The 24,101-nt window shown below is 40.6% G+C and carries 24 protein-coding genes; 18 read left to right on the forward strand and 6 right to left on the reverse strand.

The window, feature by feature from the left end:
• Positions 1-2: 2 nt before the first annotated feature.
• The 4 genes from H6A61_RS01240 (at position 3) to H6A61_RS01255 (ending at position 6,064) form a co-directional block, all read left to right on the forward strand.
• A complete protein-coding gene (locus tag H6A61_RS01240; RefSeq protein ID WP_204390464.1) occupies positions 3-1,223 on the forward strand; it encodes a glycosyl hydrolase family 8 in 1,221 nt (406 codons plus the stop codon).
• A gap of 14 nt (positions 1,224-1,237) precedes the next feature.
• The gene (locus H6A61_RS01245) at positions 1,238-3,814 is read left to right on the forward strand and encodes a glycoside hydrolase family 31 protein (protein ID WP_204390465.1); all 2,577 of its coding nucleotides are present in this window, start codon (positions 1,238-1,240) and stop codon (positions 3,812-3,814) included.
• Positions 3,815-3,911: 97 nt separating this feature from the next.
• Entirely contained in the window at positions 3,912-4,700 is a 789-nt protein-coding gene (locus tag H6A61_RS01250) for an alpha/beta hydrolase (RefSeq protein WP_235339007.1), read from the forward strand.
• A 5-nt stretch (positions 4,701-4,705) separates the two neighbouring features.
• Positions 4,706-6,064, forward strand: coding sequence for a glycoside hydrolase family 43 protein (locus H6A61_RS01255; RefSeq protein WP_430746759.1), 1,359 nt, complete (start codon positions 4,706-4,708; stop codon positions 6,062-6,064).
• A 137-nt stretch (positions 6,065-6,201) separates the two neighbouring features.
• Here the strand turns inward: H6A61_RS01255 and H6A61_RS01260 are convergent, their stop codons facing one another.
• The gene (locus H6A61_RS01260) at positions 6,202-7,404 is read right to left on the reverse strand and encodes a class I SAM-dependent methyltransferase (RefSeq protein ID WP_204390466.1); all 1,203 of its coding nucleotides are present in this window, start codon (positions 7,402-7,404) and stop codon (positions 6,202-6,204) included.
• Positions 7,405-7,644: 240 nt separating this feature from the next.
• Here H6A61_RS01260 and H6A61_RS01265 point away from each other — a divergent pair, with 240 nt between their 5' ends.
• From H6A61_RS01265 to upp, 10 genes are all read left to right on the forward strand, one after another.
• Positions 7,645-8,205, forward strand: coding sequence for a YceD family protein (locus H6A61_RS01265; protein WP_204390467.1), 561 nt, complete (start codon positions 7,645-7,647; stop codon positions 8,203-8,205).
• Between the two features lie 16 nt (positions 8,206-8,221).
• Positions 8,222-8,407, forward strand: coding sequence for a 50S ribosomal protein L32 (gene rpmF / locus H6A61_RS01270; protein WP_007559879.1), 186 nt, complete (start codon positions 8,222-8,224; stop codon positions 8,405-8,407).
• A gap of 106 nt (positions 8,408-8,513) precedes the next feature.
• Positions 8,514-9,515, forward strand: a complete 1,002-nt coding sequence (locus tag H6A61_RS01275) for a beta-ketoacyl-ACP synthase III (protein WP_154043125.1) — start codon at positions 8,514-8,516, stop codon at positions 9,513-9,515.
• 84 nt (positions 9,516-9,599) lie between these two features.
• Positions 9,600-10,481: a GTPase Era gene (gene era / locus H6A61_RS01280; RefSeq protein WP_204390468.1), complete on the forward strand. Its 882-nt coding sequence runs from the start codon at positions 9,600-9,602 to the stop codon at positions 10,479-10,481.
• 34 nt (positions 10,482-10,515) lie between these two features.
• Complete coding sequence (gene der / locus H6A61_RS01285) at positions 10,516-11,829, forward strand: ribosome biogenesis GTPase Der (RefSeq protein WP_154043127.1); 1,314 nt, start codon at positions 10,516-10,518, stop codon at positions 11,827-11,829.
• Between the two features lie 176 nt (positions 11,830-12,005).
• Complete coding sequence (locus tag H6A61_RS01290; protein ID WP_204390469.1) at positions 12,006-13,076, forward strand: glycosyltransferase; 1,071 nt, start codon at positions 12,006-12,008, stop codon at positions 13,074-13,076.
• Positions 13,073-13,762 carry a RadC family protein gene (gene radC, locus H6A61_RS01295; RefSeq protein WP_204390470.1) on the forward strand — a complete coding sequence of 230 codons (690 nt, stop codon included), beginning with the start codon at positions 13,073-13,075 and terminating at the stop codon, positions 13,760-13,762. The genes H6A61_RS01290 and radC overlap by 4 nt, the downstream gene beginning before the upstream one ends.
• Before the next feature lie 76 nt (positions 13,763-13,838).
• Positions 13,839-14,159: a metal-sulfur cluster assembly factor gene (locus tag H6A61_RS01300; RefSeq protein WP_154043130.1), complete on the forward strand. Its 321-nt coding sequence runs from the start codon at positions 13,839-13,841 to the stop codon at positions 14,157-14,159.
• Between the two features lie 36 nt (positions 14,160-14,195).
• Positions 14,196-14,960, forward strand: coding sequence for a UDP-2,3-diacylglucosamine diphosphatase (locus H6A61_RS01305; RefSeq protein ID WP_154043353.1), 765 nt, complete (start codon positions 14,196-14,198; stop codon positions 14,958-14,960).
• Positions 14,961-15,023: 63 nt separating this feature from the next.
• Entirely contained in the window at positions 15,024-15,683 is a 660-nt protein-coding gene (gene upp / locus H6A61_RS01310) for a uracil phosphoribosyltransferase (protein WP_204390471.1), read from the forward strand.
• Between the two features lie 60 nt (positions 15,684-15,743).
• Here the strand turns inward: upp and H6A61_RS01315 are convergent, their stop codons facing one another.
• The 3 genes from H6A61_RS01315 to pta form a co-directional block, all read right to left on the reverse strand.
• The gene (locus tag H6A61_RS01315) at positions 15,744-16,784 is read right to left on the reverse strand and encodes a sugar kinase (protein ID WP_204390472.1); all 1,041 of its coding nucleotides are present in this window, start codon (positions 16,782-16,784) and stop codon (positions 15,744-15,746) included.
• 159 nt (positions 16,785-16,943) lie between these two features.
• Positions 16,944-18,143 (reverse strand): acetate kinase, encoded by a 1,200-nt coding sequence (locus H6A61_RS01320; RefSeq protein WP_154043133.1) that lies wholly within the window; start codon positions 18,141-18,143, stop codon positions 16,944-16,946.
• Positions 18,144-18,228: 85 nt separating this feature from the next.
• On the reverse strand, positions 18,229-19,242 hold the full coding sequence (gene pta, locus H6A61_RS01325; protein WP_204390473.1) for a phosphate acetyltransferase: 1,014 nt from the start codon (positions 19,240-19,242) through the stop codon (positions 18,229-18,231).
• A gap of 245 nt (positions 19,243-19,487) precedes the next feature.
• Between pta and H6A61_RS01330 the strand changes: the two genes are divergently transcribed.
• The 4 genes from H6A61_RS01330 to H6A61_RS01345 are packed head-to-tail and all read left to right on the forward strand — an operon-like array spanning position 19,488 to position 22,428.
• Positions 19,488-19,838, forward strand: coding sequence for a CidA/LrgA family protein (locus H6A61_RS01330; RefSeq protein ID WP_154043135.1), 351 nt, complete (start codon positions 19,488-19,490; stop codon positions 19,836-19,838).
• Positions 19,819-20,514 carry an LrgB family protein gene (locus H6A61_RS01335; RefSeq protein ID WP_154043136.1) on the forward strand — a complete coding sequence of 232 codons (696 nt, stop codon included), beginning with the start codon at positions 19,819-19,821 and terminating at the stop codon, positions 20,512-20,514. The genes H6A61_RS01330 and H6A61_RS01335 overlap by 20 nt, the downstream gene beginning before the upstream one ends.
• 10 nt (positions 20,515-20,524) lie before the next feature.
• Positions 20,525-21,415 (forward strand): DUF2156 domain-containing protein, encoded by an 891-nt coding sequence (locus H6A61_RS01340; protein WP_204390474.1) that lies wholly within the window; start codon positions 20,525-20,527, stop codon positions 21,413-21,415.
• Positions 21,412-22,428: a GNAT family N-acetyltransferase gene (locus H6A61_RS01345; protein WP_204390475.1), complete on the forward strand. Its 1,017-nt coding sequence runs from the start codon at positions 21,412-21,414 to the stop codon at positions 22,426-22,428. Before H6A61_RS01340 ends, H6A61_RS01345 begins: the two co-directional genes overlap by 4 nt.
• Here the strand turns inward: H6A61_RS01345 and cdaA are convergent.
• Positions 22,415-23,200 (reverse strand): diadenylate cyclase CdaA, encoded by a 786-nt coding sequence (gene cdaA / locus H6A61_RS01350; protein WP_154043139.1) that lies wholly within the window; start codon positions 23,198-23,200, stop codon positions 22,415-22,417. The genes H6A61_RS01345 and cdaA overlap by 14 nt on opposite strands.
• Before the next feature lie 15 nt (positions 23,201-23,215).
• Positions 23,216-24,067 carry a dihydropteroate synthase gene (gene folP, locus H6A61_RS01355; protein ID WP_204390476.1) on the reverse strand — a complete coding sequence of 284 codons (852 nt, stop codon included), beginning with the start codon at positions 24,065-24,067 and terminating at the stop codon, positions 23,216-23,218.
• Between the last annotated feature and the right edge of the window lie 34 nt (positions 24,068-24,101).

Below are 24,101 nucleotides of genomic sequence, written 5' to 3' on the forward strand. Positions count from 1 at the left end.
TTATGAAAAATATATTATATAGTGTTTTGTTTTTTGTAGCTGGTATATTGTGGTATGTGGAATGTAAAGCTACAACAATAGAAGAAGGTTCATTCTATACAAAAGTATATAAAAATCTGTTTAAAGAATATTTAGGTATATCAGATAGAGAAACTAACAAGAAAATAAGTGATATATGGAATCATTTTTTTGTTAATCCTACAACCAAAGTTTATTTTGAAGATTCTGATACAACAGCATATATATTGGATACAGGAAATAATGATGTACGTACTGAGGGAATGTCTTATGGTATGATGATAAGTGTGCAGATGGATAGACGTACAGAATTTGACCGTATTTGGAGATGGGTTAAAAAGAATATGCATTATAAATCTGGTAAATGGCAAGGCTATTTTGCATGGCAATGTAATACTGATGGCAGCAAAATAGGAGTGGAACCTAGTTGCGCTACTGATGGAGAAGTATATTTTATTACATCTTTGTTTTTTGCTTCACATAGGTGGGGAAATAATGGAGAGATAAATTATGAAAAGGAGGGACAGCAGATTCTTTATGATATTATGTCAAAAGGAGATAAAGGAGAAATACGTAATATGTTCAATACGGATTCTTTTTTAATAACTTTTGTTCCTAAAGGAGAAATGTGGAACTTTACTGATCCTTCATATAACTTGCCTGCTTTTTTTGAATTATGGGCTTTATGGAGTAATTCAAATAAAGATTTTTGGGCAAAGACTCCTGATGCAGCACGAAAATTATTAGTCAAAGCTTCACATCCTATAACTGGTCTTTTCCCTGATTACTCATGCTTTGATGGTACTCCGCATCAACCCGATTGGAAAGAAGACTATGATGCAAGACGTTATCAGTATGATGCAATACGTTGTGCAATGAATGTGGGGATGGATTACTATATGTTTGGAAAGGATAAGACCAACCAATCTGATATGATGGAACGTTTGTTGAGTTTTTTTGAATCGGATGATTTTAAGCATGGACAGTTTGATTTGAACGGAAATAATCCAACCGGAGAATATTCGTCTGGTATGGCAGGTGCTAATGCTGTTGGCGCTTTTGCTTTGAAAAATAAGGCCTTAGCTAAAAAATATGTCTCTGATTTATGGAAACAGGAGTTCCCAATAGGTAAATATAGATATTATTCAGGTATGGTATATATGTTATCTATGCTTCATGTTTCTGGTAACTTTAGAATATATTGATTTTGTCTTTTCTTATGAGAAACGTGTGTTTTTTATATTTTATATTATTATCAACTTTTGTATGTGGTAATATTAATGCAACCGTAAGTGACAATAATGAATTGTGCTTTTGGAGAGGACATGACAGTATAATAGTCATGCCTTTGGCCGATAATGCTGTTAGAATAGTAAAAAAAGTGGGTGAAGTTTATGAACTTCCTGAAATGGTATATGTTGAAGGTAAGTCTGTACGTTTTAAATCGGTAAAAAGAAATGGTAAAGACATAATAATATTGAAGAAATTGGTAATAGAGGTTTCTGAAAATACAATTACCTTCTTATCACCTGATGGTAGATTGTTGCTGAAAGAAAAAGAACATAATATTTCTCCTTCACAAATTCAGAATGGCAGAACTTATATTTCTATGCAAGGCTTTCATTCTCCCGAAGACGAACATCTTTACGGACTGGGGCAGTTCCAGGACAATAATCTTGATGTGCGCGGACTTACAAGAAGGCTTACACAGGTTAATACACAGATATCAATCCCTTTTATTATGTCGAATAAAGGTTATGGATTGTTGTGGAATAACTATGGGCTGACAGACTTCAATCCGTGTGATGATTATGAAGATATGAAACCTAAAGCAGGAGAAGGACATGCAACTACTGTAAATGTTACTTCTACAACAGGTGGTGTGACAGAGGTCCGTCATAGTAACATCTTTACGGCAGAATTGGACATTAAAGAATCTGGACGCTATTCATTGATGCTTGACGTAGGTAGTAGGATGGCTCGCAAACATAATCTTGTAATAGATGGCAGTACTGTGATTGATATGAATAATTTGTGGCTTCCTCCAACAACATCTGTGATAGTGGAACTCTCGGAAGGACGTCATAAACTTGTTTCAGAACTGACTAAGGAAGATTCACCTAAAGTATATTACAGAAAAGTAGACGATACGACAGTGTTTTGTTCGCCTGTATCAAATGGTATTGATTATACCTTTTTTGCAGGTACACCTGACGAAGTTATAACTTCTTATCGTGAAGTAACGGGTGGCATACCAATGATGCCTTTGTGGGCATTGGGATATATACATTGCCGCGAACGTTTCCATTCACAATCAGAACTACTTGATGTAGCAAATCGTTTTAGAAAAGAATCTTTACCTGTTGACATGATAGTTCAGGATTGGCAGTATTGGGGTAAATACGGATGGAACGCGATGCGTTTCGATGAAGAGTTTTATCCCTCTCCGGCAGAGATGACTGATAGCCTGCATAAAATGGATATGAAATTTATGCTGTCAATATGGTCAAAGATAGATCCCTCTTCATGTTTAGGTGAGGATTTCTCGCAAAAAGGTTATTATATAAACGGTACCCAATGGGTAGATTTTTTCAATAAGAATGCAGCTGATTATTATTGGACCAATATGCGCGATAGTCTTGTTGGCAGATACAATATAGATGCTTTGTGGCTGGATGCTACTGAACCGGAGAATGATGACCTTTTGGATCGTAAGGTTTGTGATGGAAAATATCCGGGAGAGATGTTTAGAAATGCTTATCCGCTGATTGTTAATAAGGCTGTCTATGAAGGATTCCGTCGTGATATTAGCAATAAACGTGCGTTGCTTTTTACAAGAAGTGCTTTCCCCGGTATACAACGTTATGGGGTAGCCACATGGTCGGGTGATGTCGGTAATGATTGGGAAACCCTTAAACGTCAGATTGTAGCTGGGTTAGGTATATCTGTGTGTGGATTACCTTGGTGGACATATGATGCAGGAGGATTTTTCCGTCCTTCTAATCAATATACAGATAAAAGCTATCATGAAAGATTTTTGAGATGGTTGCAGACTTCAGTCTATCTGCCGTTAATGCGAGTGCATGGCTATATGAGCAATACTGAGTTCTGGAATTATGGTGAAGATGTTATGCGAATATCCCGTAATGCTCTTTCGTTACGTTATTCATTGCTCCCTTATATTTATTCTTGTGCTGCGGATGTAACATTCCGTGGTGGAACCATCATGCGTCCTTTGGTGATGGATTTTGCAACGGATACTACTGCACTGTCATTGAAATATCAGTATATGTTCGGTCGTTCATTATTGGTTACTCCTGTTTTAGAACCTGAAATAAATCAAATGTGTGTATATTTGCCTGAAACAGAAGGTGGATGGTATGATTTTCGTGATAATAGTTATGCTAGCAATAATGGGTGGTATGAAACGGGGGGTTCAATAGAGAATATTCCAGCTTTTGTGCGTGCAGGTAGCATTATTCCTTTATCGACTGAACTTACTACCACTTCATCATTGTCAGGGGCAGATTTTGAAATACGTATTTTCAATGACGCTGATGGTGAATTTTGTCTTTATGAAGATAATGGTAATAACTATGATTATGAGTCTGGACTATTTAGTGAGATAAAGATGAAGTGTAACAACAAGAAAAGGGTATTTACCATTTTTGATAAAAGTGGAAAGTTTGGTAATAGAAGAGATGGGAGAAATATAAAAGTGATCCTTATATCTAAAAATGGAATATCTGAACGCGAAATATTATATGATGGATATAAAACAGTTGTAAAGTTTTAATGTATAAAGAATGAAATCAATACTTGGATATAAAAAAATATTATTCTTTCTCTTTTCTGTCGTGTTGGCGGGGGAAGTTTTTTCTAATGGAAAAATTGTGAATACAAGTATGCCATGTAAACTTCTTGAAGGAATCTCGTCGCGTGAATATTCCATCTATTTGCCGGAATCTTATGGTAAAGAAAAGAATAAAAAATATCCCGTGTGTTATTTGCTTCATGGAGGCAATTGTTCGTGTACGGATTGGGAGACATATGGTAATCTTCGTGTAGTGGCAGATAGTCTGATAAATTGTGGAGAGATGGAGGAAATGATAATTGTATGTCCGGAAGGAAATAAGAACAATATGATTTGGTTTAATGCTCCTCACTGGAAATATGAAGATTTCTTTTTTCTTGAATTTATACCCTATATTGAAAGGAACTATAATGTTGATGGACGTAAAGATAGCCGGTTCATAGCCGGTTATTCAATGGGGGGAGGAGCATCAATAGTGTACGGCCTCTCTCATCCTGATAAATTTTCGTCTGTGTACTCTATGAGCGGATATCTGCGTCGTCAATATTTGGAATTCCTTAAAGATGATCCTTCAGCGGAGTGGAGACAGCAGTTGGTTGAAGACCATAATCCAATACGAACAGTAAATGAAATTTCAGATGGAAGAGTTGATGCATGGAAAGGTGTGGATTGGTTTATTGATTGTGGAGATAAGGATTTTACTTATGAGGCCAACATTGCATTGGTACAGGCATTTCGCGATAAAAAAGTGAATTATCAATTGAGAATATATGGAGGTGGGCATGACTGGAACTACTGGCGACCATCTCTTGTTAGGGCTTTAAAACATATGTCTGATGTATTTAGAAGTATTAACCATAAAAAATAATTAATATGAAGACAAAAACTATTATTCCGGCTTTATCCCTTATGGCATTTTCCGGATTGGCTGCTCAGACTGCCGATGATGTGAAACTTAATATGCCGATAATACAGACAAAGTATACTGCAGATCCGGCTCCAATGTTGTATAATGATACTGTCTTTCTGTATACTTCGCACGATGAGGATGATGCAGAAGGATTCAAAATGAAGGATTGGCTGCTTTACACGTCTACAGATATGGTGAACTGGCAGGACAGAGGGGCTGTTGCCTCACTTAAAAACTTTGAGTGGTATAAAGGTGATAATGGCGCATGGGCTGCATGTGTTGTTGGCAGAAACGGTAAGTGGTATATGTATTGTCCTATTCATGGTCACGGTATAGGTGTGCTGGTGGCAGATTCGCCATATGGCCCTTTCAAAGATCCTATAGGCAAGCCTTTGATTTGGCAGAAAGAACATTGGGATGATATAGACCCAACTGTCCTTGTTGATGATGATGGTCAGGCGTATATGTATTGGGGAAATCCAAATATCTATATGGTAAAACTGAATGAGGATATGATTTCATATTCGGGAAATATCGTTAAGATGCCACATATAGAAGATTATCAGGAAGGACCTTGGTTCTATAAGCGTAACGGACACTATTATCTGGCTTTCGCTTCTACATGTTGTCCGGAAGGTATAGGATATGCCATGAGTGACAGTCCTACCGGACCGTGGGAATATAAGGGACACATAATGGATCATACAGTACGTACAAGAGGTAATCACCCTGGAATAATTGATTATAAAGGACGGTCATATTGTTTTGGTCAGAACTATGATATATTCCGTCTTCAGACCAGCCGTCATGCAGAACGCCGTTCTGTATCACTTGCCGAAATGACATACAATTCTGATGGAACAATTCAGGAACTTCCATATTTTCATGATTGTAATCTAAATCAGATAGAACCGTTTGATCCTTATCGTATGGTGGAAGCTGAAACGATGGCTTGGGGATATGGGTTGAAAACTGTTCCGAAAAATAAACAGGCTGCCGATCATTGGAATCAGTTGGTTACGAATATTGATGATGGTGAATATCTTATGCTTCGTGGTGTTGATTTTGGCAACGGCGCATCTTCTTTTTCAGTTTCCGCGTCATGTCATCTTTATGGTGGTAGTATTGAGATAAGGCTTGATGCTCCGGATGGTAAATGTATAGGGCATGTAGATATTATCAATTCTAAAACTGAATTCAAGACTTTCAAAACCAATGTAGAGGCAGAGGCCGGAATACACGATTTATACTTGGTTTTCCGTGGTTGTAAGAAACAGCAGAAAAACCTATTTATGCTGGATTTCTGGCGATTTGAACGTTAGTTTGATGATGACAATAATGCTTGTTTTCCAACCACTCAAACATTCAAAATAAAACGTGCGCACGTTTGAACTTAAATGTGCGCACGTTTTACTTAAAACGACAGTTCATTTTTTTTAAACGTATCAACATGAAAAAATTACCTGATGCTTTTGCATTTTATCAGTACTTTTTCTCCGTTGTTCAGTGTCGTGGCGAAGATGTATATTTGTCCTCCTTCTTTAATTTTTAGCTTCTTCCTGAGATCATCTACAGTCGAAGGGAAATTCCTTATCGTTATGTTTGCATTTGCAATATTCTTCAGAAATGTCTTCAGGTCTTTTTTACTGAAAGAAGATGTCTCTATTACTTCGAATCTTCTTCCCGGAAAGTCTATCATTTCGTCTGACGTATAAAGGTGGCTGTTGATATGCAGCTTTCCCACTCCGTATCTTGATGATAAAAGTTTGAATGGTCCGGCCTTTAGTATGGCAGCTCCCGGTTCGTACAGATATTTACCCGGTTTTTCCGCAAATATGGTTTTGGCGTTCTTTTCTTCCTCGAATGTGAAGCTGAAATGTTGGGATGTCGCATTGCTGGTAATCTGTTCGCAATTTATCATCGTTTCATCGTGTGAATCGTTTTCATGTAGTGACTCATTTTTGAGGACAATTACAAGTTCCTTGCACTCGTTGTTCACAGATATAATATGTAGGCTGTCTGTAAATTTTAGTTCGGATAGTGCCGAATGTATGTCAAGCATAGGAGATAGCTTTACCATAACAGTCTTTCCTTTTTCAACCAGCGTATTTTCTATCTTGGTGATATCAGGTTCGCAATCTGTTATTGCCACAGTCTTTCCTCCGTGTTCGTTTCTTCTGGCAGGATCAAGGAAAATGCAGTCCACCGGTCGCATGTCTTTCAGATATTCTGTGCAATCGTCATTATGGATTTCAATATTGTCGGCTCCGAGTGTCTTGAAATTATGCTTGGCGATATTGCAAAGGTAGTCCATCCTTTCAACGTAATGAACCTTGTTGAAATTTCTTGAAATGAAATAACAGTCAACTCCAAGACCGGCAGTCAGATCGACCATTGTGTCTCCTTTTAATAATGTGGATTTATATCGGGCTGTGACTTCCGAAGAACATTGTTCCATTGAGAGATGCTTCGGGTAGATTATTTCATCATTTGCGGCCCATGATGGAATCTTCTTTTTGGCTATTTGCCATCCGGCTATTTGTACGATGGCTTCTTCTGAATCGATGTCCTGTTTTTTGTTTATTTTCAGCGCGAGCTGTCGGACATCATCGTTGCGATGGCTCAGTATGAAATCTATGGTTTCTTGTGATAATCTGTTCATAAATATCCGCTTTTTGGTGGAGACGGCACAAAGATAGAATAATTGTTTTAATAATAAATCTCTGGCATTGACTAATAGATTCTTTTCCCTTATGTATAATTTAAAGAATAGCGTTCCTTTGTAATGAAGAGTATTTGATTTTGTCAAAATTGTTTTTTTTGACAAAATAATAAGTAGAAAAATTAGAAATAATGAATTATTATTTGTAACTTTGTCGCCCGATTTATATGGTGTTGAGACTTGGAAAGAATAGAATTATATGATATAGATTTAAAAAATCTGCGAGAAACATCAGCCGTTTATAACTATAGGGTTGGTGATGAATTTTTTAAATTGATTGAGGCTACAGGAATAGAAAAGGGTGATTTGGAAGTCTCTGTGACAGTGAAGAAAGGAATAGGGGCATTTAAATTGAACTTTCATATTCAGGGATTTGTTATAGGTATATGCGACAGATGTCTCGATGAGGTTGAGGTGGATGTTGATACAGACAATGTACTGAACGTAAAATTCGGAGAGGAGTTCTCTGATGACGAGGAAATTGTTGTAGTACCTGAAGCTGAAGGAAAAATAAACGTAGCCTGGTATATATACGAATTTGCATATCTTAGTCTTCCATATAGAATAGTGCACGAAGAAGGTGAGTGCAACGAACAGATGCAAGAGAAGTTGAATGACTTCATGAGATATGAAGGTGACAATGAGGCAAATGCTGAAGAAGCAGAAGATGATGAGGCAGGCGGCGCTGATGAAATAGATCCTCGTTGGAACGCATTAAAGAAAATATTAAATAATAATTAAATAAAGTTTTAGTAAAATGGCACATCCTAAAAGAAGACAATCAAAAACGAGAACTGCTAAGAGAAGAACTCATGATAAAGCAGTTGCTCCTACTTTAGCTATTTGCCCAAACTGCGGTGAATGGCATGTGTATCACACAGTTTGTGGAGCTTGTGGTTATTACAGAGGTAAATTAGCGATTGAAAAAGAAGCTGCTCTATAATTAATACGGAGCTTTGTCATGAACAGTTTATGTTCTTGAGGAAATAAAGCCGGAGGGCTTCGGCTCTTCGGCTTTATTTTTAGGATTCAAACTAAAATTTGAAATAATGGAAAAAATAAATGCGGTAATAACAGGTGTTGGCGGGTATGTACCTGACTATGTACTTACAAACGAAGAACTGTCAAGAATGGTTGACACTAATGACGAGTGGATTATGACTCGTATTGGCGTTAAGGAAAGACGTATTCTTAACGAAGAAGGTTTGGGTACATCATATATGGCGCGTAAAGCTGCAAAACAGCTTATGCAGAAAACAAATTCGGACCCTGACTCTATAGATTGTGTTATAGTTGCAACAACTACTCCTGACTATCATTTCCCTTCTACAGCATCTATATTGTGCGATAAGCTGGGACTTAAAAATGCATACGCATTCGATTTGCAGGCAGCATGTAGCGGTTTCCTTTATGCTATGGAAACAGCAGCAAGTATGATACAGTCGGGAAGACATAAAAAGATAATTATTGTAGGTGCAGACAAGATGTCATCTATGGTTAATTATTCAGACCGTGCCACATGTCCTATTTTCGGTGACGGAGCTGCAGCTTGCATGGTTGAAGCTACAACTGAGGATTATGGTATTATGGATTCTATATTACGTACAGACGGTAAGGGACTTCCATTCCTTCACATGAAGGCCGGTGGTTCTGTATGTCCTCCTTCTTATTTTACAATAGACAACAAGATGCATTATTTGTATCAGGAAGGTAGAACTGTATTCAAATATGCAGTATCAAATATGTCTGACGTTACAGAACAGATTGCAATGCGTAATGGCTTGAACAAGGATAATATCGACTGGATTGTTCCTCATCAGGCTAATCTCAGAATCATTGACGCTGTTGCTTCAAGACTAAGTGTACCTATCGAGAAAGTGATGCTGAACATTCAGCATTTCGGTAATACAAGTGCCGGAACATTGCCTTTGTGCTTATGGGATTATGAAAAGAAACTCAAGAAAGGCGATAACCTGATCTTCACTGCATTTGGTGCCGGATTTACTTGGGGTGCTGCTTATGTTAAGTGGGGTTATGACGGAAACAAGTAATATTTGAAATATATTCATTAACAAATATACAAAAAGACGCATCCCTGTCAGATGCGTTTTTTTGTATTCATGAGGTAATTTTTTATGCATAAAGCCGGATTTGTAAACATTGTAGGAAACCCGAATGTAGGAAAATCTACATTGATGAATTTGCTGGTGGGCGAAAGAATATCCATCGCAACATTCAAGGCACAGACCACTCGTCATCGTATTATGGGAATACTTAATACTGATGATATGCAGATTGTATTTTCGGATACTCCTGGGGTATTGAAACCTAACTACAAGCTTCAGGAATCAATGCTTAACTTCTCGCAGTCGGCACTGGTTGATGCCGATGTTTTGCTATATGTTACAGATACAGTGGAAAAACCGGACAAGAACACTGAATTTATGGAGAAGGTGCGAAACATGAATGTTCCGGTTTTGTTGCTTATAAACAAGATAGACCTCATAAACCAAGATATTCTGGTCAAACTTGTCGAGGAATGGCATGAGATGTTGCCAAATGCCGAAATAATCCCTATTTCAGCCATGGCAAAGTTTAATGTCGATGTAGTGATGAAACGAATTAAGGATCTTCTTCCGGATTCTCCTCCTTATTTCGGCAAGGATCAGCTGACCGACAAGCCGGCACGTTTCTTCGTGACGGAGATAATAAGAGAGAAAATCCTTTTGTATTATGACAAGGAAATCCCGTATTCTGTAGAGGTGGTGGTGGAAACCTTCAAGGAGGATGCCAAAAGCATACATATCAACGCTGTGATATACGTGGAACGCGAGTCTCAGAAAGGTATTATTATCGGTCGTCAGGGAAGGGCTCTCAAGAAAGTGGCTTCGGAAGCCAGAAAGGCTTTGGAGCAGTTCTTCAGAAAATCAATCTATCTTGAAACTTTCGTAAAGGTAGATAAGGACTGGAGAAGTTCCGACAAGGAATTGAAGAATTTTGGTTATCAATTAGATTAATCACCGGCTGAGATAGCCGTAAATAATTATAAGTATGGGTAATTTAGTAGCTATTGTTGGACGTCCAAATGTAGGAAAGTCAACGTTATTTAATCGTCTGACAAAGACTCGTCAGGCAATTGTGAATGAACAGGCCGGAACTACTCGTGACCGTCAGTATGGAAAATCTGAATGGTTAGGAAAGGAATTTTCTATTGTAGATACCGGTGGATGGGTTGTAAACTCGGATGATATTTTTGAGGAAGAAATTCGCAAGCAGGTTCTTCTGGCTGTGGATGAGGCGGATGTGATTTTGTTTGTGGTTGATATAATGAATGGTGTTACGGATTTGGATATGGAGGTATCCGATATTCTGCGACGCTCTAAGAAACCGATAATTGTCGTTGCCAATAAAACTGACAATAACGACTTGCAATATAATGCAGCTGAATTCTATTCATTAGGATTGGGTGATCCTTACTGTATTTCTGCAATCAGTGGAAGCGGAACGGGAGATTTGCTCGACCTTATCGTATCGAAATTCAAGAAGGAAGCGGACGAGACTTATGATGAGGATATTCCAAGATTTGCCATTGTGGGCAGACCGAATGCCGGAAAGTCTTCAATAGTAAACGCTTTTATCGGAGAGGATAGAAATATTGTGACCGAAATAGCTGGTACTACACGTGACTCGATATACACAAGATATGACAAGTTCGGTTTCGATTTTTATCTTGTTGACACAGCAGGTATAAGAAAGAAAAATAAGATCAGTGAAGATCTTGAATATTATTCTGTAGTACGTTCTATACGTTCTATCGAAAGTTCGGATGTGTGTATCCTTATGCTTGACGCAACAAGAGGAATTGAAGGTCAGGATCTGAATATATTCAGCCTGATACAGCGAAACCAGAAAGGACTTGTTGTGGTTGTCAATAAATGGGACCTTGTAGAGGAAAAGACCGTAAAGGTTATGAAAAACTATGAGGATGCAATCCGTAACAGATTTGCTCCTTTCACTGATTTCCCGATAATATTTGCTTCGGCATTGACAAAACAACGTATTCTGAAAGTGTTGGAGGCTGCCAAGGAAGTCTATATGTCAAGAACTACAAGAATACCAACAGCACGACTCAACGAGGAACTGTTGCCGCTGATAGAGGCTTATCCGCCACCATCAAACAAAGGCAAGTATATAAAGATAAAATATATCACTCAGTTGCCTAACACTCAGGTTCCGTCGTTTGTGTTCTTTGCAAATCTGCCTCAGTATGTCAAGGAACCATACAAGCGTTTCCTTGAGAACAAGATGAGGGAGCGTTGGAACTTATGCGGAACGCCGATAAACATTTTTATCAGACAGAAGTAATTTTAGTATTTTGACAATAATCACAATTGCCCGGGTATTTGAAGATTTATTCTTATACCCGGGCTTTTTGTGAATTTATGCTTGTAACATGATGTCCAGTTGTTATAAAAATGAAATGACTAATTGATTTTTGCGAAACTTTTACGTAAGTTTGCAAATAACTCATTTTTTAGATTATGCGATATTCAGTTATAGTACCGGTATATAATCGTCCAGACGAGGTGGATGAACTGCTTCAGAGTCTTATGCAGCAGACTTATACCGACTTTGAAGTAATTATAGTGGAAGACGGATCTGCTGTCCCTTGTAAGGATGTGGTTGACAAATATGCCGCATCTATGGATATCAGATATTACCTGAAGCCGAATTCCGGTCCCGGAAAGTCCAGAAACTACGGCGCGGAAAGAAGTCACGGCGAGTATCTTATAATCCTTGATTCTGACTGTATCCTTCCTCCTGATTATTTTAAAGCGGTGGAAGAAGAGCTGAGAAACGAGCCCGCCGATGCTTTTGGAGGTCCTGACCGTGCGCACGAATCGTTTACAGACACCCAGAAGGCAATAAACTATTCAATGACATCATTCTTCACTACCGGTGGAATTCGCGGCGGAAAAAAGAAGATGGACAAGTTTTATCCGCGTAGCTTCAATATGGGAATCCGTGCTGACGTATATAAGGCTTTGGGAGGATTTTCCGACATGCGTTTTGGTGAAGATATAGATTTCAGCATACGTATTTTCAAGGGAGGATATACCTGTCGTCTGTTCCCCGGAGCATGGGTTTGGCACAAGCGCAGAACGGATATGAGAAAATTTTTCAAGCAGGTTCACAATTCCGGAATAGCCCGTATAAACCTTTATAAGAAATACCCGGAATCACTAAAGCTGGTGCACATGTTGCCTGCAGTCTTTACAGTAGGGGTCGTTTTTCTGGTTCTTGTAATATTGGGAGGTATTTATTTGTTGTCGTTGGCATCCTATACCCCCGATCCCGGCAGTCATGATTTATTGCATTCATGGGGTAAATGGCTTGTAGTGGCCGGAGTGTCGCCGTTATTGCTTTTTTCGTTACTTATATTTATCGATTCGTCTGTGCAGAACAGAAGTTTGAAAATCGGTACAATTTCCATACTCTCATCGTTTATCCAACTAACCGGATATGGAAGCGGATTTCTGATTGCATGGTGGAAACGCTGTGTGAAAGGAAAGGATTCGTTCTCTGCATTCGAAAAGACTTTCTATAAATGACAGACAGACTATCTATAAACCAATGGGCAGAAGAAGACCGTCCGCGCGAAAAAATGATGATGCACGGTGCCTCTTCACTCTCGAATGCCGAGTTGCTTGCCATTCTCATAGGTTCCGGCAATACAGACGAATCGGCAGTGGAGCTCATGCGAAAGGTCCTGGACAAATATAATAACAGTCTTAGCGCACTGGGCAAATGTTCTGTATCGGATTTGTGTAAGTTCAAGGGGATAGGGCCTGCCAAAGCCATAACAATCCTTGCCGCATCCGAGCTTGGCAAGCGGCGTAAGGACGAGAAGCAGGAAGAAAGAAAGCCTATACGCTCGTCGGAAGATATATACTCCTATTTCCATCCTATAATGTGCGACTTGCCGATAGAGGAATGTTGGGTGATGTTCCTTAACCAGGCATCTAAAGTGATAGATATCACCCGTATAAGTCAGGGAGGTTTGGCCTCTACCCAGGTCGATGTGCGTGTTATTTTGCGTGAGGCACTTCTGAAACGCGCAACTTCCATGATACTCACCCACAATCATCCGTCGGGTAATGTCCGTCCTAGTACGGATGACGACAGGCTAACACAGGCATTGTTTCAGGCATCCAAGGTGATGAACATCCGTATGCTCGATCATGTGATAGTGGCCGACGGAGCCTACTACAGCTATGCGGATGAAGGCAGATTATGATGGAAATAAAGATTTATTTGTTTCTGCGCATCTCTTTGCGTATATTTGCACTGTAAATATTATTTGATTTAAATATATGAATAGCGAAGAAAAACTCAAAATAGAAGAGAGGATAATTGATATGTTGAAAACTGTATATGACCCTGAAATCCCGGTAAATGTTTACGATTTGGGGCTTATATACAAGATAGACCTTCAGGAAAACGGCGAGCTGACCATTGATATGACTCTTACCGCACCAAACTGTCCTGCAGCTGATTTCATAATGGAGGACGTAAGGCAGAAGATAGAGTCGGTTGACGGAGTAACATCAGCCCAGGTAAATCTGGTGTTCGAGCCTGAATGGGACAAGGACATGATGACTGAAGAAGCCAAATTGGAATTGGGCTTCATGTAATTATATAAACTATAAAAGGGTATAACTATGGATGAGATGAAAAATATATATTTCATTTCCGACGCCCATCTGGGCTCGCGGGCTATACCTCACGCCCGTACTCAGGAAAGGAGGCTTGTCAATTTTCTTGACAGTATCAAGGATAAGGCTGCCGCTGTGTATATGTTGGGCGATATGTTTGATTTCTGGTACGAATTCAAAACAGTAGTGCCGAAAGGATATACACGTTTCTTGGGAAAAGTCTCTGAACTTACAGACAGGGGAGTGGAAGTACATTTTTTCATCGGCAACCATGATATATGGTGTGGAGACTATCTTGAAAAGGAATGTGGAATGATTATACATCGTGCTCCGTTGACATGCGAGATTTATGGAAAGGAGTTTTTCATGGCTCATGGCGACGGGCTTGGCGATGATGACAGGAAATTTAAATTCCTGCGCATGATGTTCCACAGCAAGACATTGCAGCGGCTGTTCTCAATGCTTCATCCGCGATGGAGTGTCGATTTTGGTCTGGAATGGGCAAAGCATAGCCGCATGAAGCGCAAGGATGGAAAAGAGCCTGAATATATGGGTGAAGACAAGGAGCCGTTGGTTCTGTTCACAAAAAAATACCTCAAGACTCATCCGGACATCAATTTCTTTATTTACGGTCACAGACATATATTGTTCGATATGATGCTCTCAAGGACATCAAGGATGATGATACTTGGTGATTGGATTACGGAATTCTCTTATGCCGTTTTTGACGGAGAAAATATGTTCCTGGAGCAGTATATTGAAGGAGAAACCCAACTTTAACGGCTGTCTGTGAACAACTCAGACATAAGAATGTTATATCAATAATAATATAATCTTATTTTTATGAAAGTTATAAACCTTGCAGAAACCAATTCTATACTAAATCAGTTCGTCGCAGAGATGAGAGATGTCAATGTACAGAATGACAGAATGCGTTTTCGTAGGAATATTGAACGGATAGGAGAGTTGATGGCTTACGAAATCAGTAAAACACTTGATTATTCAACGAAAAAAATCCAGACCCCGTTAGGTGTTGCCGAAGCCAGCACGCCGGATGACAATATAGTGATAGCAACAGTTTTCAGAGCCGGTCTTCCTTTGCATGCCGGTTTCCTGAATATATTCGATAAGGCTGGAAATGCGTTTGTTTCGGCTTACAGGTATTATAAGGATAAGGATCATAGAGATCTTGACGTGAGGATAGAATATATCGCAACACCTGATTTGACAAATAAGACAGTCATATTGGTAGATCCTATGCTTGCTACAGGCGAAAGCCTTGAATTGGCATGGAGAGCCTTTACCACAAAAGGTATTCCTGCGAAGCTTGTCATTGCATGTATAATAGCAAGCCGTCCCGGAGTGGAACGTATCAGGAAGTTTTTCGAAGGAAAGGATGTCTCGTTGTGGTGTGGCGTAATAGATCCTGCCATTGATGAACATTCGTATATAGTTCCCGGATTAGGTGATGCCGGAGATCTTGCTTATGGTGAGAAAATTTAAAATTCCTATAAAAACAAAGAGGCTGAAAACAGCCTCTTTATTTTTATAGGGATTGTTATTTTAGCGTGCCACTTCACCACTTTCATGACGTGCGATGAGGCTTTCCACTTCTGCTACCTTCACCATATTGTAGTCGCCAGCTATAGTATTTTTCAATACAGAAGCAGCCGTAGAGAAGTCAACTCTCTTCTGATTGTCTTCGAAAGCGCTCTGTGCGTATAGCATTGCGCCACAGAATGCATCTCCCACACCTACACAGTCTATCACGTTGTCAATGTCGAACACCCTGCTGTATTTCATTTCTCCATTCGCATAAAGAACACCTGCAAAAGTGTGATGTTCCGAACTCATTACATTGCGAAGAGCTATATAGATATACTTGCAGTTTGGAATCTGGCGGCTTATTTCCTTGCAGAATTTCTCATATGCTTCCGTATCGTATTTTTCACCGCTTCTGGTTGCCTTGAAGCCTGGAGCAGGAATTCCTGTAACCAGTGCATATTCTCCTTCGCTTCCGAACATTATGTCACTGTCTTTCATGAGAGGCTGAAGAACCTCCTGTGCGCTTTTTCCGTAGTTCCAGAGATTTTTTCTATAGTTGATATCGTATGAAATGATCAGTCCCATTTCCTTTGCCACTCCTATCGCTTCCTTGCATACTTCGGCAAGTCCCGGAGTAAGTGCGGCGTCTATACCCGACCAGTGGAATATTGATGCTCCTTCGAACACTTCACGCCAGTTTATCATTCCCGGTTTAAGCTCTGAAAATGCCGAGTTCTCCCTGTCGTAAATAACTTTCGAGTTACGCATGGCTGCTGCCTTTTCCATGTAGTAAGTACCAAGGCGGTGTCCTCCGAACAGGATATGTTTTGTACCGATATTGTGTGAACGCAACTCTGCTATACATGTTTCGCCCAAGGCATTGTCCGGAAGACGTGTTATGTATTCTACCTCTCCTCCGAAATTGGCAATTGATATAGCTACATTGGCTTCACTACCTCCATAATTGACCAGAAAGTCACGGCTCTGTTGGATGCGCAGATTGTCCGGTGTAGTGAGACGGAGCATTATTTCTCCGAATGTTACAATTTTTTTGCTCATAATGTGATGTTTTTCGATTTAGGTGGAAATCAGGCAACAAAAAATAAAAAGGATACCTCTTGTCGGAATCCGTCTTGTCTCATTTCCGAGACAAAGATAATGAATTCCTTCCATGAGGTATCCTCTTTTTTAACTCTTTTAGGATATTCCTATATCTTATTATTTATTATTTAGGATGTTCATTGTGTCAGTAGCAATCATCAATTCTTCGTCTGTAGGTATTACTACTACTTTCACTTTGGAATTTTCTGTAGAGATGATAGCTTCCTGTCCGCGTACCTTGTTCTTTTCAGGATCAAGTTCAACACCCATAAATCCTAATGTCTTGCAGACACCGGCACGTGCTGTAGCCTGGTTTTCGCCTACACCGCCTGTGAACAGGATTACGTCAACACCACCCATTGCTGCTGCGTATGCACCGATATATTTTGTAATGCGGTAGAAGTACATGTTTTCTGTAAGGATAGCGCGTTCTTCGCCTCTTGCTACAGCGTCTTCCAGTTCACGCATATCGCTTGACTTTTCGAATACGCCAAGAACACCGCTCTTCTTGTTCAGCAGGTTTGACATTTCGTCAGGAGTCATACCTTCTTTCTTCATCATATAAAGGATTGCGCCTCCGTCGATGTCACCGCAACGTGTACCCATCATAAGTCCTTCAAGTGGAGTAAGACCCATTGTTGTGTCGATACATTTACCGTCTTTTACAGCAGCGATAGAACCACCGTTACCGATGTGGCAAGTGATAATGCGGCTACCTTCCTGAGGAATACCGAGGAATTCGCATACACGTTTTGATACATAACGGTGTGATGTTCCGTGGAAACCGTAACGGCGGATACCATATTTTTCGAAATATTTGTAAGGTATCGGATACAGATAAGCATAGTCAGGCATAGTCTGGTGGAACGCAGTATCGAATACAGCTACCTGTGGAACTTCAGGAAGAAGCTGCTGTACGGCGTAGATACCTTTCAGGTTTGCTGGGTTATGCAACGGACCGAGGTCGCAGCATTCTTCTACAGCTGCTATTACAGCATCGTTAATAAGCACAGAACCGCTGAATTTTGTTCCTCCGTGCAGTACGCGGTGGCCTACAGCGTTGATTTCGTGAAGGTTCTTTACAGCACCGTATTCTGCATTTGTCAATGTATCAAATATAAACTGAACTCCAGTAGTGTGTTCAGGAACATCCTTTTCGATGATTTTCTTTTCTCCGCTAGGAAGAGTAAGTTTAAGGAATGAACCTGGAAGACCTATTTTTTCAATACCTCCTTGTGCAAGGATTTCTTTTGTAGTCATTTCAAACAGTTTATACTTGATTGAAGAGCTACCGCAGTTGAGTACTAATATTTTCATAATACTATAAGTAAAAAAGTAATTAAAGCACAAAGGTCAGCGCACAGACCTTTGTGCTTGTAGATAATGTTTGATAAGTTTGTTATTAATTCTGTGCTTTTGCAGCAATAGCCTGGTTGGCTGTGATTGCAATCATCTTGTAAACGTCGTCGATGCTGCATCCGCGTGACAAGTCGTTTACAGGACGTGCTATACCCTGAAGGATAGGACCTACAGCTGTAGCGTGACCAAGACGTTCAACAAGCTTGTAAGAGATGTTACCTACTTCAAGGCAAGGAACTACAAGTACGTTTGCCTTACCTGCGATTTCTGAACCCGGAGCTTTGCTTGCACCGATGCGTGGAACCAAAGCTGCGTCTGCCTGAAGTTCACCGTCAATCTTCAGTTCAGGAGCCATTTCCTTAGCTATCTTGAGAGCTTCAGTTACTTTGTCAACAACTTCGTGTTTAGCAGAACCCTTAGTAGAGAAGCTTAACATAGCAACACGTGGGTCGATACCTGCTACAGCCTGTGCAGTCTGTGCTGTACATACTGCAATCTGTGCCAACTGATTAGCGTCAGGTACAGGAGTTACGGCAACGTCACCCATTACCAATACACCGTTGTCACCACATTCAGGTGCATGAGTCAACATCAACATGGCTCCTGATACACAAGTAATGCCCGGAGCAGTTTTGATAATCTGAAGTGCAGGACGAAGAACATCGCCTGTAGTATTGCGTGCACCAGCCAACTGGCCGTCAGCATCACCGGCTTTGATGATAAGGCATCCCAGGTAAAGAGGGTTCTTTACAAGTTCCTGAGCCTGTTCCATTGTCATACCTTTTTTCTTGCGGAGTTCGAAAAGCAGTTCGGCATAAGCTTCTTTCTTTTCGTGGTTCTCAGGGTCGATGATAGTAGCTTTATTGATGTTTCCCAAGCCCCATTCCTGAGCCAATTTCATGATTTCTTCAGGGTTACCAAGAAGAATAAGGTCAGCAACACCGTCTGTCAATATCTGATTGGCAGCTTTCAAAGTACGTTCTTCAGTTCCTTCAGGAAGAACAATGCGCTGTTTGTTAGCTTTAGCGCGTTCAACGATTTGACTAATTAAATCCATGTTGATTTATATTTTAATATATAATGTAATTCTCTTTATCGCCGTTTGCGTTAACGGTCTTTTTATTTCACACTGCAAAAATACGTATTTTTGTAATATCTAGTTTGCAAAATACAAATTTTTTTTCTCAAAAGAGGTCATTTTATGTATGTTTAAGGACATAAAAGGCTTTTTTGAAGATGCGAGTGCATGTTTTCTGTGCTATTGCATAAATTTGCATCAGTTTTCAATAGTATAATTAAGGTATGATTCGTCAATGTTCAATCCTTTTCGGATGTATGGCTCTAGGTGAACTGGTAGTTTACCTGACCGGTGTAAAATTGCCTTCCAGTATTATAGGCATGTTGCTTCTCACGTTGTTTTTGTCATTAGGATGGGTAAAGCTTGAATGGGTTCAAGGCTTGTCCGATTTTCTTGTGGCAAACCTCGGCTTTTTCTTTGTGCCTTCAGGCGTGGCCCTGATGTTGTATTTCGATATCATTCAGGCACAGTTCTGGCCTATAGTGATAGCCACATTGGTAAGTACGGTTTTAGTGTTGGTAGTAACAGGTTGGGTTCATCAAATAGTTCGCAAATATGGATTTTTTAGAAAATAAGTTTTTTCTTCTGGCTATAACTTTCGGTTTCTTTTTCGTTTCCAAACTGTTGCAGAAGAAGACAGGATGGGTGTTGCTTAATCCTATCCTTTTGGCAGTGGCAATGCTGATTTGCTTTCTCAATGTAAGCGGTGTTTCGTATGAAAAATATCAGGATGCCGGCTCTCTGGTAGAGTTCTGGTTGCGTCCGGCTGTAGTTGCATTGGGAGTTCCTCTTTATCTGCAGTTGCGTATGATAAAGAAGCAGCTGCTCCCTATCATATTGTCACAGTTGGCAGGCTGTGTAGTAGGACTGATTTCGGTCACAGTTGTAGCAAAGTTGCTTGGTGCCACTCCCGAAGTCATAATGTCGCTTGCGCCTAAGTCAGTGACAACTCCTATAGCGATGGAAGTTTCGTCGGCTGTGGGAGGAATACCTTCGTTGACTGCCGCTGTAGTGATAGTCGTCGGACTGTTCGGAGCCATTTTCGGCTTTAAGGTGCTTCAGGTGGGACATGTGCACAGCCCTATAGCTCAGGGACTTTCCATGGGAACAGCCACTCATGCCGTAGGAACATCACGCGCAATGGAGGTAAGCGGTAAGTATGGGGCATATGCCAGCCTCGGACTTACTCTCAACGGTATTCTTACAGCATTGCTCTCACCTTATATATTACATTTGATAGGTCTTTATTAATATACACGTTATGCTTTCATTCAGACGTCTTGATATAGAAGATAAACGGACAGTACAGAAATATACTCTCCGTAGTAAGCGTCGTAACTGCGATTTGACATTTGCCAATCTCTACAGTTGGCGTTTTCTTTATCTTACCGAGATTGCCGAGTACGGTGGTTTCCTGTTGTTCAGATTTTATGTTGACGGGGAACTCTCGTATATGTTGCCTGTAGGTGAGGGCGACATAAAACCGGTTATGGAAGAACTTATGTCGGATGCCCGGATGAAAGGTATTCCTTTTGTGATGTATGGTGTCTGCAAGGAAAATTGCGAAGAGCTGGAAAGTCTTTTCCCGGGCAAGTTTGTCTTTACTTCAGACCGTGACTATTCCGATTACCTATATCTGCGTTCCGATTTATCTACGCTGTCAGGCAAGAAGTTCCAGCCCAAGCGCAACCATATAAACAAGTTCCGCAACAATTATCCCGGATATGAGTTCAAGCCTCTTACCCGCGAGCTGATACCGGAATGTATAAAGCTTGAGTCGTTATGGTGTCGTGCCAACAACTGCAGTGAGGATGAGGCCCTGCAGAACGAGCGAAAATCCATGAATGCCGCATTACGCAGTTTTGAAGAACTTGATATCATGGGCGGAGTGCTGACGGTTGACGGCAAGATTGTGGCCTTTACCTATGGAGCGCCTGTCAATAATGAGACTTTCGATACATGTGTGGAAAAAGCCGACACCGACTACGAAGGCGCATACGCCATGATAAATCATGAGTTCGCAAAGATTATTCCCGAACAATACATATATATAAACAGGGAAGAAGATCTCGGCCTGGAGGGATTGCGTAAGGCAAAACTCTCTTATCAGCCGCATTTGCTTCTTGAGAAATATAAACTGGAACTGAAATGAAAGAGCAGGTAAAGTCTCTGTGGAAACTTTGCTTCCCGGACGATTCGGACGATTTCGTCGCACTGTATTTCTCTTCAAGATATACAGACGAAATAAACAGTGCCATTACGGAAAACGGTAGGGTAGTGTCCGCACTCCAGCGGATACCGTATCCCATGCGGTTTAACGGTGCCGTGATACCGGTGGCATATATATCCGGAGCATGTACTCATCCCGATTTCCGTTCCAGAGGTCTGATGTCGCGTCTTCTTGATGAGGCGCACAGGAAAATGTATGCAGACGGCAAGTACCTTTCTGTCCTTATACCTGCCAATGAAGGCTTGGTGAGCTATTATTCCAAGTCCGGTTACGAAATATGTTTTCAACAGGATGAAAAGTTATTAACAGGTATGTGCAAAACTGTTGATAACTTTAAAACAGAACTGATATTTAATGAGTTAGACATGTTGAAAAACGAATGTTCCGAAGTGTGCGACTTTATAAACCGACAGTTATCAACATATCAGGCAAGCATACTTCATCCTTTTCAGGATATGAATATAGTCCTTGCCGATCTGACTCTTTCCGGAGGCAAGGTATGGTATGCCAATGATAAAAACGGTAATATCCGTTCTGTAGTGCTGCTGATAGCAGACGAAAACTGTATAGTCATAAAGGAACTTCTGTCTGTTGATAATCAGTCGGAAACGGCCATGCTAGGTTTTATATCCCGCCATTATCCCGGTGTGAAGATAGTAAAACCGTCACCTTGCGGCATGGTGCGTGTGATAAATGCCTACGGAATGCTTGGACTTATGGCAGGCAGGCTGTCAGGCGGATATGTCGAGATTTACGGTGACAGCGTCATTCCCGAAAACAACGGTTTATATCTTATATCCGACGGCGGTGTATGCCGTAAAATAAGCGACAAGGATATTTCTTGTGATACGGAACGTTTAAGACTGCATATCAACAACATGCCTTCCTTGCTGTTCCGTGATATGGAAGCCTATATGAGCCTTATGCTTGATTGATGTATTCGTTAGTCAGCATCCTTTCCAGTTCCTCGGCGTTCAGTTTGAGGTAGAACTCACCCTTATAGGCTATTGATATTCCTCCTGTCTCTTCCGATACGATTATGGCAAGCGCGTCTGTCTCCTGCGATACTCCCAGAGCCGCACGGTGACGCAATCCCAGCTCCTTGGGTATGTTAAGGTTGTGCGATACAGGCAGGATACATCCGGCGGCCTTAATCCTCTTGCCGCTTATTATCATTGCCCCGTCGTGCAGCGGACTGTTCTTGAAGAAAATGTTTTCTATCAGACGCTGGTTGATATTGGCGTCTATCACATCGCCAGTCATCACTATGTTGTCCAGCGGAACATCTTTCTCCAGCACTATTAGTGCCCCTACTTTTCCCTTGCCCATGCTCAGGCATGCCATGACGATAGGCATAATGTCGTTCTTGTCGCTGTCGTTGTATTTCTTTCCTTTCAGAAACCTGAACAGACTGTTCGAGCGGTATCTTGAACCTAGAGTAAGAAGGAATTGCCTTATCTCGTCCTGAAAAAGCACAATCAGTGCTATCACTCCCACGCTTACCAGCTTGTCGAATATAGAACCCAGCAGTCGCATCTGCAATACCTGCGATACTATAATCCAGATTATGATGAACACCAGTATTCCGATAAATATGTTTATCGTACCCGACGATTTCATAACCTTGTATGTCTTATACAGTATAAAGGCTACCAGCAGTATGTCCAGTATGTCTTTCAGGCTTATTATACTTAAATCGAATGGCATTTTGATAATTAATAATTAAGAATTAAAAATTAACTTACAATATATCTTCACCGCCTCGCAGGCTTCCTTCACGTCGTGCACCCTCAGTATGTTCGCGCCTTTCATCAGCGAAATGGTATTTAGTACGGTTGTTCCGTTCAGCGCGTCTTCAGGAGTATTGCCCAGAAGTCTGTATATCATTGATTTCCTTGATATTCCCACAAGTATAGGAAGATCGAATATCTGGAACTCTTCCAGCTTGTCCATAAGGATATAGTTGTGTTCCACAGTCTTTCCGAAACCGAACCCCGGATCGATGATGATATCCTTTGCGCCAAGGTCGCGCATTTTCTGTACCTTTTCGGAGAAATAATACATCACCTCTTTCACCACATTGTCGTATTCAGGATTTTTCTGCATGTCCTGTGGTGTTCCTTTCATGTGCATCATTACGTACGGCACTCCCAGTTTTGCCACAACAGGCATCATCCTGTCGTCCATGTTTCCTGCTGATATATCATTTATGATTGCTACTCCATGTTCCTCCACACACATCTTTGCTATGTCCGCGCGGAATGTATCTACAGAAATCACAGCTTCCGGCATCTCCCTGTTTAGTAATGTGAGAGCCTTTTTTAGTCTTGCGGCCTCCTCCTCTGTAGAGATATTCTGTGCGTCAGGCCTTGACGAATATGCGCCGATGTCTATAATTTCTCCACCTTCGTCAATTATCTGTCTGGCTCTCTGCAAGATGTCTTCTTCTGATTGCTTTCTGCTTCCGGCATAAAAAGAGTCGGGGGTAACGTTAAGTATTCCCATAACTCTGGGATGTTCCAGATCCATCAGACTACCGTTCACATTGATGTATTTTGCTATTCTGTTTTCCATTTCGATGCTTGCGTAATGATGGTGCAAATGTACA

The organism is Bacteroides caecigallinarum (genome assembly GCF_016901995.1).
Classification (GTDB): Bacteria; Bacteroidota; Bacteroidia; order Bacteroidales; family Bacteroidaceae; genus Phocaeicola; species Phocaeicola cellulolyticus.

What these genes read in the sequence shown, in the direction of transcription:
- H6A61_RS01240 (WP_204390464.1), top strand. Translation starts at nt 3, where the DNA reads ATGAAAAATATATTATATAGTGTTTTGTTTTTTGTAGCTGGTATATTG.
- H6A61_RS01245 (WP_204390465.1), top strand. Translation starts at nt 1,238, where the DNA reads ATGAGAAACGTGTGTTTTTTATATTTTATATTATTATCAACTTTTGTA.
- H6A61_RS01255 (WP_430746759.1), top strand. Translation starts at nt 4,706, where the DNA reads ATGAAGACAAAAACTATTATTCCGGCTTTATCCCTTATGGCATTTTCC.
- H6A61_RS01260 (WP_204390466.1), bottom strand. Translation starts at nt 7,404, where the DNA reads ATGAACAGATTATCACAAGAAACCATAGATTTCATACTGAGCCATCGC.
- rpmF (WP_007559879.1), top strand. Translation starts at nt 8,222, where the DNA reads ATGGCACATCCTAAAAGAAGACAATCAAAAACGAGAACTGCTAAGAGA.
- H6A61_RS01275 (WP_154043125.1), top strand. Translation starts at nt 8,514, where the DNA reads ATGGAAAAAATAAATGCGGTAATAACAGGTGTTGGCGGGTATGTACCT.
- era (WP_204390468.1), top strand. Translation starts at nt 9,600, where the DNA reads ATGCATAAAGCCGGATTTGTAAACATTGTAGGAAACCCGAATGTAGGA.
- der (WP_154043127.1), top strand. Translation starts at nt 10,516, where the DNA reads ATGGGTAATTTAGTAGCTATTGTTGGACGTCCAAATGTAGGAAAGTCA.
- H6A61_RS01290 (WP_204390469.1), top strand. Translation starts at nt 12,006, where the DNA reads ATGCGATATTCAGTTATAGTACCGGTATATAATCGTCCAGACGAGGTG.
- radC (WP_204390470.1), top strand. Translation starts at nt 13,073, where the DNA reads ATGACAGACAGACTATCTATAAACCAATGGGCAGAAGAAGACCGTCCG.
- H6A61_RS01300 (WP_154043130.1), top strand. Translation starts at nt 13,839, where the DNA reads ATGAATAGCGAAGAAAAACTCAAAATAGAAGAGAGGATAATTGATATG.
- H6A61_RS01305 (WP_154043353.1), top strand. Translation starts at nt 14,196, where the DNA reads ATGAAAAATATATATTTCATTTCCGACGCCCATCTGGGCTCGCGGGCT.
- upp (WP_204390471.1), top strand. Translation starts at nt 15,024, where the DNA reads ATGAAAGTTATAAACCTTGCAGAAACCAATTCTATACTAAATCAGTTC.
- H6A61_RS01315 (WP_204390472.1), bottom strand. Translation starts at nt 16,784, where the DNA reads ATGAGCAAAAAAATTGTAACATTCGGAGAAATAATGCTCCGTCTCACT.
- H6A61_RS01320 (WP_154043133.1), bottom strand. Translation starts at nt 18,143, where the DNA reads ATGAAAATATTAGTACTCAACTGCGGTAGCTCTTCAATCAAGTATAAA.
- pta (WP_204390473.1), bottom strand. Translation starts at nt 19,242, where the DNA reads ATGGATTTAATTAGTCAAATCGTTGAACGCGCTAAAGCTAACAAACAG.
- H6A61_RS01330 (WP_154043135.1), top strand. Translation starts at nt 19,488, where the DNA reads ATGATTCGTCAATGTTCAATCCTTTTCGGATGTATGGCTCTAGGTGAA.
- H6A61_RS01335 (WP_154043136.1), top strand. Translation starts at nt 19,819, where the DNA reads ATGGATTTTTTAGAAAATAAGTTTTTTCTTCTGGCTATAACTTTCGGT.
- H6A61_RS01340 (WP_204390474.1), top strand. Translation starts at nt 20,525, where the DNA reads ATGCTTTCATTCAGACGTCTTGATATAGAAGATAAACGGACAGTACAG.
- H6A61_RS01345 (WP_204390475.1), top strand. Translation starts at nt 21,412, where the DNA reads ATGAAAGAGCAGGTAAAGTCTCTGTGGAAACTTTGCTTCCCGGACGAT.
- cdaA (WP_154043139.1), bottom strand. Translation starts at nt 23,200, where the DNA reads ATGCCATTCGATTTAAGTATAATAAGCCTGAAAGACATACTGGACATA.
- folP (WP_204390476.1), bottom strand. Translation starts at nt 24,067, where the DNA reads ATGGAAAACAGAATAGCAAAATACATCAATGTGAACGGTAGTCTGATG.